The 13,767-nt window shown below is 72.3% G+C and carries 16 protein-coding genes and 1 pseudogene; 9 read left to right on the forward strand and 8 right to left on the reverse strand.

The window, feature by feature from the left end; genetic code table 11:
- Positions 1-60 precede the first annotated feature (60 nt).
- Positions 61-690 (forward strand): CGNR zinc finger domain-containing protein, encoded by a 630-nt coding sequence (locus ACFWA7_RS17820; RefSeq protein WP_385534191.1) that lies wholly within the window; start codon positions 61-63, stop codon positions 688-690.
- Here ACFWA7_RS17820 and sodX read toward each other — a convergent pair.
- Positions 594-1,019, reverse strand: coding sequence for a nickel-type superoxide dismutase maturation protease (gene sodX, locus ACFWA7_RS17825; protein WP_385823784.1), 426 nt, complete (start codon positions 1,017-1,019; stop codon positions 594-596). The two genes, ACFWA7_RS17820 and sodX, sit on opposite strands and share 97 nt — an antisense overlap.
- A 166-nt stretch (positions 1,020-1,185) precedes the next feature.
- Here sodX and sodN point away from each other — a divergent pair, with 166 nt between their 5' ends.
- From sodN to ACFWA7_RS17860, 7 genes and pseudogenes are all read left to right on the forward strand, one after another.
- Positions 1,186-1,581, forward strand: coding sequence for a superoxide dismutase, Ni (gene sodN / locus ACFWA7_RS17830; RefSeq protein ID WP_067163856.1), 396 nt, complete (start codon positions 1,186-1,188; stop codon positions 1,579-1,581).
- A gap of 125 nt (positions 1,582-1,706) precedes the next feature.
- Positions 1,707-2,244: pseudogene (locus ACFWA7_RS17835) on the forward strand (NUDIX hydrolase).
- A 262-nt stretch (positions 2,245-2,506) separates the two neighbouring features.
- Positions 2,507-3,385, forward strand: coding sequence for a helix-turn-helix domain-containing protein (locus tag ACFWA7_RS17840; protein ID WP_385823786.1), 879 nt, complete (start codon positions 2,507-2,509; stop codon positions 3,383-3,385).
- A gap of 242 nt (positions 3,386-3,627) precedes the next feature.
- Positions 3,628-5,214, forward strand: a complete 1,587-nt coding sequence (locus ACFWA7_RS17845; protein WP_385823788.1) for a hypothetical protein — start codon at positions 3,628-3,630, stop codon at positions 5,212-5,214.
- A complete protein-coding gene (locus tag ACFWA7_RS17850; RefSeq protein ID WP_385823790.1) occupies positions 5,214-5,774 on the forward strand; it encodes a hypothetical protein in 561 nt (186 codons plus the stop codon). The genes ACFWA7_RS17845 and ACFWA7_RS17850 overlap by 1 nt, the downstream gene beginning before the upstream one ends.
- 14 nt (positions 5,775-5,788) lie before the next feature.
- On the forward strand, positions 5,789-6,439 hold the full coding sequence (locus ACFWA7_RS17855) for a hypothetical protein (protein ID WP_385534176.1): 651 nt from the start codon (positions 5,789-5,791) through the stop codon (positions 6,437-6,439).
- Between the two features lie 10 nt (positions 6,440-6,449).
- Positions 6,450-6,857: a VOC family protein gene (locus ACFWA7_RS17860; RefSeq protein ID WP_385823793.1), complete on the forward strand. Its 408-nt coding sequence runs from the start codon at positions 6,450-6,452 to the stop codon at positions 6,855-6,857.
- Positions 6,858-6,866: 9 nt separating this feature from the next.
- On the opposite strand, the gene ACFWA7_RS17865 is transcribed toward ACFWA7_RS17860, so the two are convergent.
- From ACFWA7_RS17865 to ACFWA7_RS17880, 4 genes are all read right to left on the reverse strand, one after another.
- Complete coding sequence (locus ACFWA7_RS17865; RefSeq protein WP_385534171.1) at positions 6,867-7,223, reverse strand: GntR family transcriptional regulator; 357 nt, start codon at positions 7,221-7,223, stop codon at positions 6,867-6,869.
- On the reverse strand, positions 7,223-8,188 hold the full coding sequence (locus ACFWA7_RS17870) for a DUF1648 domain-containing protein (RefSeq protein WP_385534168.1): 966 nt from the start codon (positions 8,186-8,188) through the stop codon (positions 7,223-7,225). The genes ACFWA7_RS17865 and ACFWA7_RS17870 overlap by 1 nt, the downstream gene beginning before the upstream one ends.
- 143 nt (positions 8,189-8,331) lie before the next feature.
- A complete protein-coding gene (locus ACFWA7_RS17875; protein WP_385823795.1) occupies positions 8,332-8,775 on the reverse strand; it encodes a DUF6304 family protein in 444 nt (147 codons plus the stop codon).
- Between the two features lie 58 nt (positions 8,776-8,833).
- A complete protein-coding gene (locus ACFWA7_RS17880) occupies positions 8,834-9,409 on the reverse strand; it encodes a dihydrofolate reductase family protein (protein WP_385823797.1) in 576 nt (191 codons plus the stop codon).
- Positions 9,410-9,549: 140 nt separating this feature from the next.
- On the opposite strand from ACFWA7_RS17880, the gene ACFWA7_RS17885 reads away from it, so the two are divergent.
- Positions 9,550-10,122 (forward strand): TetR/AcrR family transcriptional regulator, encoded by a 573-nt coding sequence (locus ACFWA7_RS17885; RefSeq protein WP_385823799.1) that lies wholly within the window; start codon positions 9,550-9,552, stop codon positions 10,120-10,122.
- A 35-nt stretch (positions 10,123-10,157) separates the two neighbouring features.
- Here the strand turns inward: ACFWA7_RS17885 and ACFWA7_RS17890 are convergent, their stop codons facing one another.
- From ACFWA7_RS17890 to ACFWA7_RS17900, 3 genes are all read right to left on the reverse strand, one after another.
- Positions 10,158-10,784: a GNAT family N-acetyltransferase gene (locus tag ACFWA7_RS17890; protein WP_385534157.1), complete on the reverse strand. Its 627-nt coding sequence runs from the start codon at positions 10,782-10,784 to the stop codon at positions 10,158-10,160.
- Positions 10,785-11,173: 389 nt separating this feature from the next.
- The gene (locus ACFWA7_RS17895) at positions 11,174-12,205 is read right to left on the reverse strand and encodes a family 2 encapsulin nanocompartment cargo protein polyprenyl transferase (RefSeq protein WP_385534154.1); all 1,032 of its coding nucleotides are present in this window, start codon (positions 12,203-12,205) and stop codon (positions 11,174-11,176) included.
- A gap of 156 nt (positions 12,206-12,361) precedes the next feature.
- A complete protein-coding gene (locus ACFWA7_RS17900) occupies positions 12,362-13,759 on the reverse strand; it encodes a family 2B encapsulin nanocompartment shell protein (RefSeq protein ID WP_385534151.1) in 1,398 nt (465 codons plus the stop codon).
- Positions 13,760-13,767: the final 8 nt, after the last annotated feature.

The raw sequence follows: 13,767 nt of genomic DNA on the forward strand, positions 1-13,767 counted from the left end.
GCCCCCCGCGTAATACCCTCGGACAGCGCCCAGCCGTTACTGTCGCCGTAAGGATCACACGTGGAACTGGCCTATTACTCGGACTATGCCGTGCGCCTGGTCAACACCGAGGAGCCGGCCCGTAACAAGGATGCCCTCACGTCGGTCGAGGTGATCCGGGAGCTCTTCGGCTCCGAGTCCACCACGGCCCGCCGGGCGACCGACGCGGACGTACCCCGGCTGCGGGCGGTCCGGGCGAGGCTGCGTGCGGTGTTCGAGGCGGCGGACGCGGGCGAGGAGGTCTCGGCGGTGGACCTGCTGAACTCGCTCCTGCTGGAGTTCCCGGTCAGCCCGCAGATCTCCGGGCACGACCACCGGGACGAGGACGACAGCCCGCTGTGGCACATGCACCTGGCCGACCACACCTCGAACGCGACCGCGGGCTACGCGGCGCTCGCGTCGATGGGCCTGGCCTTCCACCTCACCGAGTACGGCGTCGACCGCCTCGGCCTCTGCCAGGCGGCGCCGTGCCGCAACGCCTACCTGGACACCTCCACCAACCGCTCCCGGCGCTACTGCTCGGACCGGTGCGCGACCCGGGCGAACGTGGCCGCCTACCGCGCGCGCAAGCGCCTGGAGACCGACCGGTCCGCGAACACCGGCCGCACCGCCGAGACCGCCCAGGAGAGCAGCGCCCCGGGCGAGCGCTGACGCCCGGGCATCAGCGGCCGGTAGCGGGCGCGCACCCGCCCGAGCACCAGCTCGCACGGCACGGTCCCGAAAGCCCGGCTGTCGACGACCTCGTCGTCGGGGTTGTCGCCGAGCACCCACCACCCGCCCTCGCGCAGCTCGATCAGCCGCTTGACGATGAGCAGATCCTGCTGGAGCGGATGCCGCAGCACCGCGATGTCACCCGCCCGGAGTTCGGTCCCGTAGTGCACCAGCAGCTGATCGCCGTGGAGCAGCGTCGGCACCATGGAGGTCCCCGTCACCTCCGCGATCCCCAACGGCACCCTCGGCTCCCGCCCCTGATCCGTCATCCGCCACCCACCTCCCGGTACCCGGTCCACACCCACGGTACGTTCCGCCACGAGTCCCATGGTGACCCTGGACTTTTGTCCTAAGCCCCCGGGGGCACTCGCGAAAACGGGTCTCCCACCGAGTAATGTCCCACCTGAGAAGACGATCACGAGGAAGGACAGCTCAATGCTTTCCCGCCTGTTTGCCCCCAAGGTGAAGGTCAGCGCCCACTGCGACCTGCCCTGCGGCGTGTACGACCCGGCCCAGGCCCGTATCGAGGCCGAGTCGGTCAAGGCCGTCCAGGAGAAGTTCCAGGCCAACGAGGACCCGCACTTCCGTGCGCGTGCCGTGGTCATCAAGGAGCAGCGCGCGGAGCTCGCCAAGCACCACGTCTCGGTGCTCTGGAGCGACTACTTCAAGCCCCCGCACTTCGAGAAGTACCCCCAGCTGCACCAGCTGGTCAACGACACCCTGAAGGCCCTCTCGGCCGCCAAGGCGTCGACGGACCCGAAGACCGGCGAGAAGGCGCTCGAACTCATCGCCGAGATCGACCGCATCTTCTGGGAGACGAAGAAGGCGTAACGCCCCTTCGCCCTTCCGGCAGCAGCACACGACAGCACCCGGCATCCGCGCGGAGCCGGGTGCTGTCGGCTTTTCTCGTCCGAGTGACATGCTGGAAGCCCCGTCGGTGAGCGGGAGTTGGGCCCATGCGGTGGACCGTCCAGGGTGAGCGGCAGATCTACAGCGGCCCGTGGGTCAACCTGTGGCTCGTGGAGGTCCAGCAGCCCGACGGGCGCCGTTGGAGCCCCATGTCGTACGCATGCGGCACCTGGCGGTGGCGGCCGTGGTCGACGACCGCAAGCGCGTGCTGACGATGTGGCGGCACCGGTTCATCACGGACATCTGGGGCTGGGAACTGCCCATGGGGCTCATCGAGACCGACGAGACCCCGGAGCGGGCCGCGGCCCGGGAGGTCGAGGAGGAGACCGGCTGGCGGGTCGAGGCCATGAAGCCGCTGGTGTACGCGCAGCCGCGAACGGCATCACCGACTCCGAGCACCACGTCCTCCGCGCCGACGGCGCCACGTACGCGGGCCCGCCGACAGAAGCGAACGAACCGGACCGGGTCGAGTGGATCCCGATCTCGCAGATCCGGGGAATGACCGACCGCCGGGAGATCGTCAGCAGCGGCAGCCTGGCCGGCCTGCTCTGCCTCCTGCTGGACGAGGCCGAGGCACGCGCTTGACCGGGAGCTCCCGCATCCGGTGCTCGAACGCGATCGCCTCCCCGAGCCGGGCCGAAGCCCGTCCCGGCCGGGTATGAATATGAAGGAGTGGGCACGCAGAATCCGACGGCCGCGCTCCCGGGTGACCATGCGGGGGACCGGGCCGGACACGGGCCGGACAGGGGCCGGACACGGGCCGGACAGGGGCCGGACACGGGCCGGACACGGGCCGGACAGGGGCCGGACAGGGGCCGGACAGGGGGGAGGACAGGGGGGAGGACTCTTGGGGCTCCACGTCGTGCGTGGGGGGACCGTCGCCCGGGCCGGGGTCGACGTCGCCCGGGCCGGGGGGCTGTGGCGGGTCACCCGGGCCTGGCATCCGGGGCTTCGGCCCTTCCTGCGCAGTTACGCCGGGTACTGGGACTCGGGGCTCTCACCGTACGAGGTGCGGGTCGTGCCGACCGGGCGGGCCGTCGTGGTGATCAACCTCGCCGAGCCGTTCGCCCAGGTGCGCCGGATCGGGGCGCCCGGTACGGGCAGCGGGCGGATCGGCTCGCTGGTCGTGGGGCTTGAGGACAGTCCCACGCTGTGCGGGCACCACGGCGGCCAGGAGGCGATCCGGCTGGAGCTGACGCCATTGGGCGCGTACCGCCTGTTCGCCCTGCCCCTGGGCCAGTTGGCCCAGCACGTGGTCGAACTCCACCACATCCTGGGCCCCGGCGCCGAGCTGCTGGTGGAGCGGCTGGCGACCACCCGCGACTGGGCCGAACGGTTCGACCTGCTGGACGGCGTGCTGCTGGACCGGCTCGGCCGCGGCCCGGACCCCGCGCCGGAGGTCGGCCACGCCTACCGGCTGCTCGCCCGTACCGCCGGGACGATCCCGGTCGCCCGGTTGAGCGACGAAGTCGGCTGGAGCAAGGGGTACTTGACACGCCGCTTCACCGAGCAGATCGGGCTCACCCCCAAGACGTACGGCCGGGTGCTGCGCTTCGACCGCGCCGTACGGATGCTCGCCCGCGGCGGTGCCACGCTGGCCGAGACGTCCGCCGTCTGCGGCTTCTACGACCAGGCCCACCTCAACCGCGAGTTCCGTGCCCTGGCCGACACCACACCCGGCCGGATGCTGCAGGCCCGCCGGGTGGAAGGTGCCCTCACCCTCTGACCCTCTGCCCCTCTGACCCTCTGCCCCTCTGCCCCTCTGCCCCTCTGAGGGGGAACGCCAAGGGAAGACTTCAGGCGTGCGAACACCGTCACCGCGAACATCGTGTTCGCAAGGTGAATTTTCTCCAAGACCCGTACGGCCGCCGCCGCTAGGGTCCACCCTCGCTGGTGGTGGTCCGGGAGGGACGCCCGGCGCCCAAGTGGCGCGAGCGTCGCACCCACCGACTCGGGGCAGGGGGCTCAATGACAGCGACGGGACCGGAGCACGGCGACGGGGAGGCCACGCGGCTGCTGTGCGCGGGCGTCTACTTCGACAGCGACTTCCGCCGCCGGGTGATCGAGGAACTCGTCCAGCACGAGGAGCGCCCGATCGCCCTCTCGCTCGGCATCGACGCGCTGCCCGTACTGGCGCACGCGCTGCGCGCACGCCGCCGGGAGGCGGAGACCGCGCTCGCACTGCTGTGCCTGTGGGGTGTGTTCATCGGGCTCGGGGTGGCCGGGATCGGTTCGGAGACGGTGTTCCCCGTCCCCGGCTGGCTGGCGTACGCCGTCGTCTGCCTCGTCTTCGGGAGCGTGCGCGCCGGGTCCGGGCTCGGCCTCGCGGTGTTCACCCTCGACCGCACCATGGTCAGGCAGGCCACCCGCGGTCGGCTGCGGATGCTGCTGCCGCTGATGCCGTTCGTGGTGGCGGTCGTCTATTGGGCGGGCGCGCTGTACACGCTCTTCAGCGGCGCCGACGGCTGGACGGGCGTGGTGTTCCCGCTGCTGCTCGTCCTCCCCGTCTGGGCGTACCGCGCCCATGTCACCGCCGTGATGCGCAAGGAGCTGGGCGGCCGGTCGTTCGCCCGGTGCCCCCGCCCGGCGCTGCCGTACCGCTACCGGCGGATCGCCGAGGCCATCGACCGCGAGCAGCACGCCTCGCTCACGATCTACGACCCGTTCCGGCCGTTCATCGGCGCCGGGCGGCCGTACGACGAGCAGTGGTCGCTGGTGATGGAGCTGAAACGGCGCAGGGGCGCGGCGCCCGAGGCCGGGCCGCTCACCGGACGCGAGGTCATCGACCTCATCAAGCCGCAGCTGGAGTCCCTGCGCACCTCGGCCGCGGCCACCAGCCGCGACCGGCTGCGCGCGCTCGAAGTGGACGAGTTCGTCTATCTGCCGACCGGGGTGGCCCGCTGGATGGTCGCCTACGACCGGCCGACGGTCCGGCGGCACCTGGACGAGGCCGTGGGCGAGGGCGGCGAGGCGCGCCGGCACTTCCTGCGCATCCGGATCGGGACGTGGGACGAGCAGGTCGTGGTCTCGGTGCTGGTGCGCGTCCACACCCAGGGCGGGATGCTGGTCCTGGAGGTGGTGCCGCACGTCCTCACCCCCGTACGGCTGGAGTTCCGGGCCGTCGACGTGATCGAGGCGCGCGGCGAGGGCGATGTCCTGCGGGACACGGTCCGCGGTCTGCTCGCGGCGCCTACCGCGAACTTCGCCGCGACGACGTCCCTGATCAGCACGGCCGTCGCCGAGTTCCGCACCTGGCTGGCGAACCCCCGGCACGCCCTGCCGGACGGACCGGCCACGTCGGTGCGGGAGTTGGGGAGCACGGACGATCTGTCGGTGTTCCAGGACATGGACGTCAAGCGGTACGTACGGACGGTGCAGGACCGGATCGCCGGCGGGGTGCGCGAGGCCCTGCGGGCGAAGGACTACGAGACGGGCGACTTCGAGCAGCAGATCGTCAACGTGAGCGGGGGCGGGGTGTTCATCGGAGCGATGAGCGGGGGCGCCGTCGCGACGGGGGACCGGTCGTCGGCGTCGCACACGGAAGGCGGGAAGTGATGGCGGTGGACGAGGAAGGCCGGGAGACGCCGGAGACACCGGACGGGGAAAGGGACGCCGGGGGTTCGCCGTCCGGTGGCATCTCCATCGGTGTGATGACCGGCGGCGCGGCGGCGGCCGGGCCCCGCGCGTCCGCCGAGGACCGCTCGCGGCGTACGGGGACGCCGCCGCCCCCGTACGCGGGTGCGGCCCCGCCCACCGGCGTCCCCACCGGCGTCCCCGGCGGCATCGGCATCGGGGTGATGACGGGCGGCGCGGCCGCGGCGGGCGAGGACGCCCGGGCCGTGGACGCCTCGGCACAGCTCCTCGACGCGCCTCCCGAACTCGTCGCTGCCGTACGGACGTTGCGCGAGCACCTCGGCATGCTCCGGCCGACACCGGAGATCGCCGAGCTGGACGCCGGGCTGAGCGAGCTCGACGAGGCGATGGCCGGTACCGGTCAGGTGCGGCGCGACCGGCTCCAGTGGCTGCGCGACCGGCTGACCCTCGGCGCGACGGCCGCCGCGGGGCTCGCCTCGGCCGCGGCCGTCGTCGAGACCATCGTCCAACTGACTGGCTGAGAAGCGCGGGTGACATGAGCTACTGGGACGCGGAAGCACAGCGCTGGGTGCAGGGCCCGACGGCCACCGCGGGCGACGGGGGGTCCGGGCAGCCGCCCCCGGACGACGGTCTGCGGCACATGCTGATCGTGGTGTTCGTGGCGGTGGTGCTGTGCGCGGCGGCGGGCACCGGCATCTGGGCGCTGGCGCGCGACACCGGAGGCGCCGGCCCCGCGTCGCCGCCCTACCTCCCGGCCCCGGGCATCGCTGCGGACACGGCGACGGCGACCCCCGGATACCCGGACACGGCGTTCCCGACGACCACGGACGAACCGGCCACGGACGAACCGACCATGGCCGCCGGGCCGACCACCGACACCACCGGCCCGTCCACCGCCCCGGGCCCCCAGGGCACGATCACGGCCTACTACGACGCTCTCAACAGGGGTGACTACGAGACCGCGTGGAGCCTCGGCGGCAAGAACCTCACCACCAGCTACTCCGACTACGCCGCGGGCTTCGCCGACACCCGGCGGGCCGACGTCACCGTCCTGTCCGTCCGGGGCGACACCGTCTCCGTGGACATCAACGCCCGTCAGCGGGACGGCAGTACGCGCAGCTACACGGGTACGTACACCGTGCGCAACGGCGAGATCACCGGCGCCTCGGTCCGCCAGACGGGGTAAATTCGGGGCCATGGCACCTCTTGAACCTCCGTACACCCGGCTCCTGGTGGAACGTTACGAGTCGACCTTCCGCTTCTACGCGGCCGTGCTGCCCAAGCTGAGCGGGTGCTCGCTGGCGCGGGGGACCGAGGGGTCGGGGTATGCGAGTTGGGACGACTGTGAGGGGCGTACCGCGTTCGCGTTGTTCTCCCGGGCCGCGATGGCCGCGGCCGTCGGGGAGGAGAACGTGCCCGTGGGGGCGTCCGTCGTCATTCGTGTGGACGGGCCCGGGGCGCTGGACGCCGGGGTCGAGCTCTGCACCTCAGCCGGCGCCACCGTGGTCGCCCCGGCGCAGGACCGGCCGCAGTGGGGGCCGACCATGCGGGCCGCCCATCTGCACGACCCCGACGGCAATCTGGTGGAGCTGCAGACGTACTGAGGCAACAGGTCAGTGGAGGCCCGTGCGGACCAGGTCCACCAGCTCGTCCTCCGTCAGGCCCAACCGCCGTGCCTCCTCCACCAGTTCGCGTACCCGCACGAGCAGCCCGGCCCGGGCGCGGGACGAGGTCGCCCCGACCACCACCGCGCCCCGGCCCCGCCGCAGCTCGATCAGGCCCTCCTCGCGCAGGCGCTGGTAGCCGCGCAGGACCGTGTGGACGTTGACGCCCAGCGAGTCGGCGAGGACGCGGGCGGCGGGCAGGCGCTCGCCCGGCTCCACCGTGCCGTCGGCGATCGCGCGGCGCACCGACGCGGCGATCTGGTCGCCCAGCGCCACCGCGGACGCCGGGTCCACCCGGAACAGCATCAGCGCACCGCCGCCCGCTCGGCCAGTGTGTTGAGCAGGGCCGCGGCCGTCGCGGAGTCGGACACCGTCACGGCGAACTCGCGCCCGCTCGCGCGCCGCACCACGATCGCCTCACCCGAGCGCAGGATCAGGCCCGAGCGCCCGGGGCGCACCCGATAGCCCCACCCCCCGTACTCCGAGAGCGCCTTCACCTCCCGGCTCACCGCCCGGTCCACCTCCGCCAGCGGTATCCGCACCCGGGGCCAGGGCAGCACCGTCGGGCGGGTGGTCAGGCCGTGCCGGTCCACCGTCACGTACGGGCAGGAGCAGGCGAGGATGAGCAGCCCGCACGCCAGAGGCGCGGCGGCGCGCCCCCAGCCGTACACGTACGTCAGCGCGCCACCGAAGACGAGCAGCGCCACGCCGACCGCGCACAGCGTCCGCGACGGGGCGCGTCTGGCCCAGCCCGCCACCTCGCCCTCCGCGAGGTCGAGCCGCTCGACCGTGCCGGGGCCGGGGGGTGGCACGACCGCGGGGAGGTCGAGGAGCCGCAGCAGCTGCGCCCCGGCGCCCGCGGCGAGCGCGGCCACCGCGAGGCCCGCCGCGAGCTGCCACAGCGGCAGCCGGACCTCGCTGCCGTCGGCGGCGTCGAGGTTGGCGTACAGCGCGGCCGCCATCAGATAGCCGGTCAGGCCCGCCGTCGCGTACCCGGCGCCGATCATCCAGCGCGCCCCGCGCAGCGCGAGGTCGGCGGTGGCCGCGATGACCGCCCAGACGGCGGCGAGCCCGACCGCGAGACCGAGGTTCACCACCACGTACGCGCCCCGGTCCGCATAGCCGTCGGCGGTGCCTCCGCCGCTGAAGTGGGTGGCCAGGCGCGTCGGCAGCCGGTCGCGCAGGGCGGCGAAGAGGAGCAGGTCGACGGCGAGCGCCAGCAGGAACGGCAGCACGGCGACGGCCACCAGGCGGTACCGGGCACGGTTCATCGAAACCTTCATTGTTCGCACAGTAGTAGAACAATGCGGCCGTGGGGAGCGCCAACTGCGGTTTTTTGACGGCTTTCTGACGGAAGCCCGAAGAAGAAAGCGGCCGTCCGTACCTGGTCTCGGTACGGACGGCCGCGCCCGGGTCAGATGCTTTCGAGGACGGACGGCTGGAGGTGGGCCCCGTAAGGGAGTTGGCGGCGGATGTCGTCGAGGACCGACGCGAAGTCGACCTCGGCGCTCCCCGAGGCGTACACCGCTCCCCCCAGGTGCAGCGCGAGCCCCAGATCGGGCTCGGGCGGCTTGAGGGAGAGCAGGCAGCTCAGGGTGGCGTGGTGGACCGCGCCGTCGTCGGAGGCGACCGGTACCGGCATGTCCCATTCCAGGACGAAGTCGAACAAGGTGCCGCCGTCGAGCGCGAACGAGCCCCCCGTCGGTATGCCGGGCACCGGGCCGAGCGAGTCGAACCCGGCTCCGGCGAAGTCGACTCCCCGGATACGGGTGTGCAGTTGGGTCCCGTCGGCGGTGATCGTCAGCGCTTCGGATCCATGGCGGTCTCGGTACCAGCCCGCCCAGGACTGTGTGGTCATGGGCGGGAGATTAGCGGCGCAACCTGCTGTTCGTCACAGGGTGTGACCGAAATGGGAGTTAGCGCTTCCTTGTGTAAGTGGTCACGACTGTACCGTTTTCGAAGGAACGGCTGTCCGTCGGCACAAAGGAGCGGGGCGTGAACTCCGCCCGGAACAAGGGGATTCCGGCGCCCGCCACGACCGGATAGCTCTTGATCACGAGCTCGTCGATCTCGTCGATGAGCTGCCCGGCGAGGTCGGCGCCGCCGCACAGATAGATGTCGGCGCCCTCCTCCTGCTTGAGTGCGCGGACGTACGGCACCGGGTCGCCCGAGACGACCTCGACGGCCGGGTCCGGGGACTCGCCGAGGCTGCGCGAGAAGACGATCTGGCGCAGATGGGCGTACGGGCTGGTGATGCCTTCCTTGAAGGCGGGGTCGTACGTCCCCCTGCCCATCACCACGGTGTCGTACCGCCGGTTGGGCGCCTCGTCGACGCCCAGGGCCCGGCGGGCGGCGGTCGGCAGGGTCTCGGGGAAGTCGGCGGCCAGGAAGCCGACGAACTCCTCGCTCAGCGGATAGAAGTCGTACGACCCGTCCGGGGCGGCGATGAAGCCGTCGAGGGTGAGGGCGATGTAGTACGAAAGCTTGCGCAAACTGGCCTCTTCGGCTCGGGGGGTGGCCGGTCGATCAACCACTTCACGTAAAGTACTTCGCGTGTAGTGGTTGCGCAAGGCCTTTGGTCGCGGACTTTCGAAGAAGGCCGCGGGCCTTCGACGAAGCAGGAGGAGCTCGGATGGTCAGGAACCCGGAACGCAGAACCGCTCTCGTGGACGCGGCGATCGAGGTGCTGGCGCGCGAGGGAGCACGCGGGCTGACCTTCCGCGCCGTCGACGCCGAGGCCAAGGTGCCGCCCGGCACCGCGTCCAACTACTTCACCAGCAGGGACGACCTGTTCACCCAGGCCGGTCGGCACATCCACGTACGGATGACACCGGATCCGGCCGAGGTGAGCGAGGCGATGCGGCCCGAGCCCTCGCGGGAGCTGGTCGCCTCGCTGATGCACTGGCTGCTGCGGCGGATCGTCAAGGAACGCACCGGCTATCTCGCGCTGCTGGAGCTCCGTCTTGAGGCCACCCGCAGGCCTGAGCTGAGGGAGGCGCTGACCGGCGCCATCCGCGCCGACCTGGACGCGAACATCGCGTTCCATCTGGACGCCGGGCTGCCGGGCGACGCGGACACGGTACGGCTGCTCTACTTCGCCATGACCGGTCTGCTGGTCGAGCACCTCACCCTGCCGGGCGTGCTCGGCGACGACACGGCCGAGCGGCTGGTGCAGATGGTCGTGGACCGGGTGCTCGGGAGCTGAGCCCCGGCCCCGGTCCCCGTACGGTGGAGAATCGTTCAGCCCCGCGGCTCACGCCACATCGGGTACATCAGCGGGCCGTCCGGCAGCCGCAGCGGCTCACCGAGGTGCGCGAAGCCGAGCCGCTCGTACAGCAGCGAGCTGCGTGCGCTGCTCGCCTCCAGATAGGCGGGCAGGCCCTCCCGGTCGCACCGCTCCAGAACGGGCGCGATCAGCGCGGCCCCCGCTCCCTGGCCCTGGCGGTCCGGGGCGACCGCGATCAGCAGCAGATACGCGTGCGCCCGGCCGTGCGGATGGACTGCGCCGGTGAGCCGTCCGATCAGCTCGACGCGCTCGTTCTCCGGGTCGACGGCGGCGCGCAGCTGCGCCGGGCCGTCCTCCTCGCCGTCCTCGCCGTCCTCCTCCGGCTCGGCCGGGACGTCGATCCACAGGGCCGTCGCCGTGCCGTCCTCGGTGAGGTCGGCGTGCCCCTCGGCGAGCGAGATCTCCAGGAAGGCGCGCATGAGGTGGCGGTGCACCTCGCGGCGGTGCGCCGGGTCAGGGAAGACCCAGCTGCTCACCGGGTCGTCCTGGAACGCCTCGTCGAGGAGGCGCACCGCCGTCTCCACGGCCTTCTCGTCGTCCGGCTCGACCCGCCGTATGCCCGTGCCCGGTCCCGTACCCATGTCGGCCGCCCTTGTCGCGTTCCGTTCATCCTCAACTGATCGGAACGATCCTAGAGTTGGCTCTCCCCGAGTCAGGGCACGAGGGGGCCCCGGAGGCAGCCCCGGGACCCCCAGGGCCTGTCTGGGGGATCTGGTCGGCACGCGGGGGCTGGCACGCCCTCCCCCAATGCCTTGAGGGCCAGGGGGGACCCCCAGCGGCGTTGTCTCGGTTGCCATGGCTCCGCCGCGTCGCCCTCCTCCGCCTCGCGGCATCGGGGTCTCCCCCGCTCGAACGAAGTGGAGAGCTTGGGGAAGCACCAGACCCCCGCTCACCAGCACCGAGACCGCACTCCGGGCCGGGACGACCAGACCCACCGGACAGACCCTCGCCCCATCCCCCCTCGGGCCGGTCAGCGGGAGCGCCGGGTCACGAACTCCGCCAGGGCCAGCAGATCTCCCGCCGCCGCGAGGTCCGGGACCGCCCGGGACAGCTGGTCCACCGCCCGGGCCATCCGGTCGGCCGCGTGGATCTGCGCCCAGTCGCGGCCGCCCGCCCGGTCCACCGCCCCCGCCGCCCGCCGCACCGCGGCGGCCCCCATCGGGCCCCGGTACAGCTCGGCGAGTTCGGCCGCCGCCGGGGTGCCCGATGTCAGGGCGGCCACCACCGGCAGCGACTTCTTGTGCGAGGCGAGATCGGCGCCGGCGGGTTTGCCGGTACGGCCGGGGTCGCCCCAGATGCCGATCAGATCGTCGATGAGCTGGAAGGCGAGCCCGGCCTCGCGGCCGAACGCGTCGAGCGCGGCCACCTCCTCGGGCCCCGCCCCCGCGTACAGCGCCCCCAGCGAGCAGGCGCACCCCAGCAGCGCCCCGGTCTTGGCCATCGCCATGTCCAGGCACTCGTCCAGGGACACCTCCTGGGGGCCGCGCTGCTCGAAGGCGCAGTCGGCCTGCTGCCCGGCGCAGAGCTCGATGACACAGGCCGCGAGCCGGGCCGAGGCGGCCGGGGCCGCCGGGTGGCCGTCCTCGGCGAGCAGCCGCAGTGCCAGCGCCAGCATCGCGTCCCCGACGATGATCGCGTCCGGGGTGCCGAACACCGTCCACGCGGTGGGCCGGTGGTGCCGGGTGGCGTCCTCGTCGATCACGTCGTCGTGCAGCAGCGTGAAGTTGTGGACGAGCTCCACGGCGGCCGCGGCCCGCAGCGCGTCCTCGGGATCGCCGCCGAGCGCCCCGGCGGCCGCGAGCACGAGCGCGGGCCGGATCGCCTTGCCCGCCTGCCCGGCGGCCGGTGTGCCGTCCGCGTGCTCCCAGCCGAAGTGGTACATCGCGACCCGCCGCATCGAGCCGGGCAACGACTCCACGGTGTCCCGCAGCCACGGATTGACCGCCGCCCGGGTCCGCTCCAGCAGATCCACGGCCTCGCGCCCCTCGACGGCTTCCCCCATGACCAACTCGACATTCCTCTCGCCGTGTTCGATACGTGGTGTTCCATACGCCGTGGCCGGTACGCGCGTTCACGCGCCGCGTGCGGTACGCGGTTTCCGGGCGGACGGCCGGCGGACCTCCCGTGCCGCCGACCGCCCGCGCGGGGTCCCTGCGGATCAGCGCCAGCGGCTCACTTCCACGTTCTCCAGGACGCCGAGGGCGTCCGGCACCAGGATCGCGGCCGAGTAGTAGGCGGTGACGAGGTAGGAGATGATCGCCTGCTCGTCGATGCCCATGAACCGCACCGACAGGCTCGGCTCGATCTCGTCCGGGATGCCGCTCTGCTGGAGCCCGATGACGCCCTGCTCTGCCTCGCCGGTACGCATGCAGATGATCGAGGTCGTACGGGCATCGGTGACCGGGATCTTGTTGCACGGGAAGATCGGCACACCGCGCCAGGTCGGGATGCGGTTGCCGCCGATCTCCACGCTCTCCGGGACCAGACCGCGCTTGTTGCACTCGCGCCCGAAGGCGGCGATGGCACGCGGGTGGGCGAGAAAGAGCTTGCTGCCCCGGCGCCGGGAGAGCAGTTCGTCCATGTCGTCGGGGGTGGGCGCCCCGTCGTGGGGCTGGAGGCGCTGGCCGTAGTCGCAGTTGCTGAGCAGACCGAACTCACGGTTGTTGATGAGTTCGTCCTCCTGGCGCTCGCGCAGCGCCTCCACGGTGAGCCGCAACTGCTGCTCGGTCTGGTTCATGGGCTGGTTGTAGAGGTCCGCGACCCTGCTGTGGACCTTCAGGACCGTCTGCGCGACGGACAGTTCGTACTCGCGGGGCGCACCCTCGTAGTCCACGTACGTGTGCGGGATGACCGGCTCGCCGACGTGGCCGGACGCCAGGTCGATCGCCGCCTCGCCGTACTTGTTGGTGCGCTGGCTGGGCACGAGCGCGACCGCCGCGAGGTGCTCGCCGAGCGAGGTCGCCCGCTCCGCGAGGTTGAGCACGTCCGACCGGGACAGAACCAGGACCGTACAGGCCGTGGCGGCGCGGGCCGTGGCGTCCCAGACGGCCTCTCCGGAGATCAGCGCCTGCTCGCCCAGGTGCGCCCCGTCCGCCAGGACCCCGAGCACCGCCTCGTCCCCGTACGGCCCCGTGCCGATCTGCTCCACGCGGCCGCGGGCCAGCAGGTAGACGGTGTCCACCGGGTCGCCCTCGGCGGCCAGGACCTCCCCGGCGGCGAAGTCGCGCTGCACGCACCGGTTCGCCAGCTCGGTCAGCGCGGACTCGTCCTCGAACCCGCGCAGCGCGGGCAGCTCCCCCAGCTCGGCCGGGATGACGGCCACCCGCTCGCCGGTCTGCATGAAGGTGATCTTCCCGTCACCGACCGAGTAGCTCAGTCGCCGGTTGACCCGGTACGTACCGCCCTGCACCTGGACCCATGGCAGCATCCGCAGCAGCCACCGCGAGGTGATCTCCTGCATCTGCGGGGCGGACTTGGTGGTGGTCGCCAGATTCCGCGCGGCTGCGGTACCAAGACTCTGCTGCGCGCGGTTCTCGGGCCCTGCCTCGACCGACATGTGTATCC

The sequence above is a fragment of the Streptomyces sp. NPDC059994 genome, from assembly GCF_042737755.1.
Classification (GTDB): Bacteria; Actinomycetota; Actinomycetes; order Streptomycetales; family Streptomycetaceae; genus Streptomyces.

Bases quoted from the DNA above. Each gene is read 5' to 3' on its own strand.
- sodX (WP_385823784.1), bottom strand. From the start codon at position 1,019: ATGACGGATCAGGGGCGGGAGCCGAGGGTGCCGTTGGGGATCGCGGAG.
- sodN (WP_067163856.1), top strand. From the start codon at position 1,186: ATGCTTTCCCGCCTGTTTGCCCCCAAGGTGAAGGTCAGCGCCCACTGC.
- ACFWA7_RS17845 (WP_385823788.1), top strand. From the start codon at position 3,628: ATGACAGCGACGGGACCGGAGCACGGCGACGGGGAGGCCACGCGGCTG.
- ACFWA7_RS17850 (WP_385823790.1), top strand. From the start codon at position 5,214: ATGGCGGTGGACGAGGAAGGCCGGGAGACGCCGGAGACACCGGACGGG.
- ACFWA7_RS17855 (WP_385534176.1), top strand. From the start codon at position 5,789: ATGAGCTACTGGGACGCGGAAGCACAGCGCTGGGTGCAGGGCCCGACG.
- ACFWA7_RS17860 (WP_385823793.1), top strand. From the start codon at position 6,450: ATGGCACCTCTTGAACCTCCGTACACCCGGCTCCTGGTGGAACGTTAC.
- ACFWA7_RS17865 (WP_385534171.1), bottom strand. From the start codon at position 7,223: ATGCTGTTCCGGGTGGACCCGGCGTCCGCGGTGGCGCTGGGCGACCAG.
- ACFWA7_RS17870 (WP_385534168.1), bottom strand. From the start codon at position 8,188: ATGAACCGTGCCCGGTACCGCCTGGTGGCCGTCGCCGTGCTGCCGTTC.
- ACFWA7_RS17875 (WP_385823795.1), bottom strand. From the start codon at position 8,775: ATGACCACACAGTCCTGGGCGGGCTGGTACCGAGACCGCCATGGATCC.
- ACFWA7_RS17885 (WP_385823799.1), top strand. From the start codon at position 9,550: ATGGTCAGGAACCCGGAACGCAGAACCGCTCTCGTGGACGCGGCGATC.
- ACFWA7_RS17890 (WP_385534157.1), bottom strand. From the start codon at position 10,784: ATGGGTACGGGACCGGGCACGGGCATACGGCGGGTCGAGCCGGACGAC.
- ACFWA7_RS17895 (WP_385534154.1), bottom strand. From the start codon at position 12,205: ATGGGGGAAGCCGTCGAGGGGCGCGAGGCCGTGGATCTGCTGGAGCGG.
- ACFWA7_RS17900 (WP_385534151.1), bottom strand. From the start codon at position 13,759: ATGTCGGTCGAGGCAGGGCCCGAGAACCGCGCGCAGCAGAGTCTTGGT.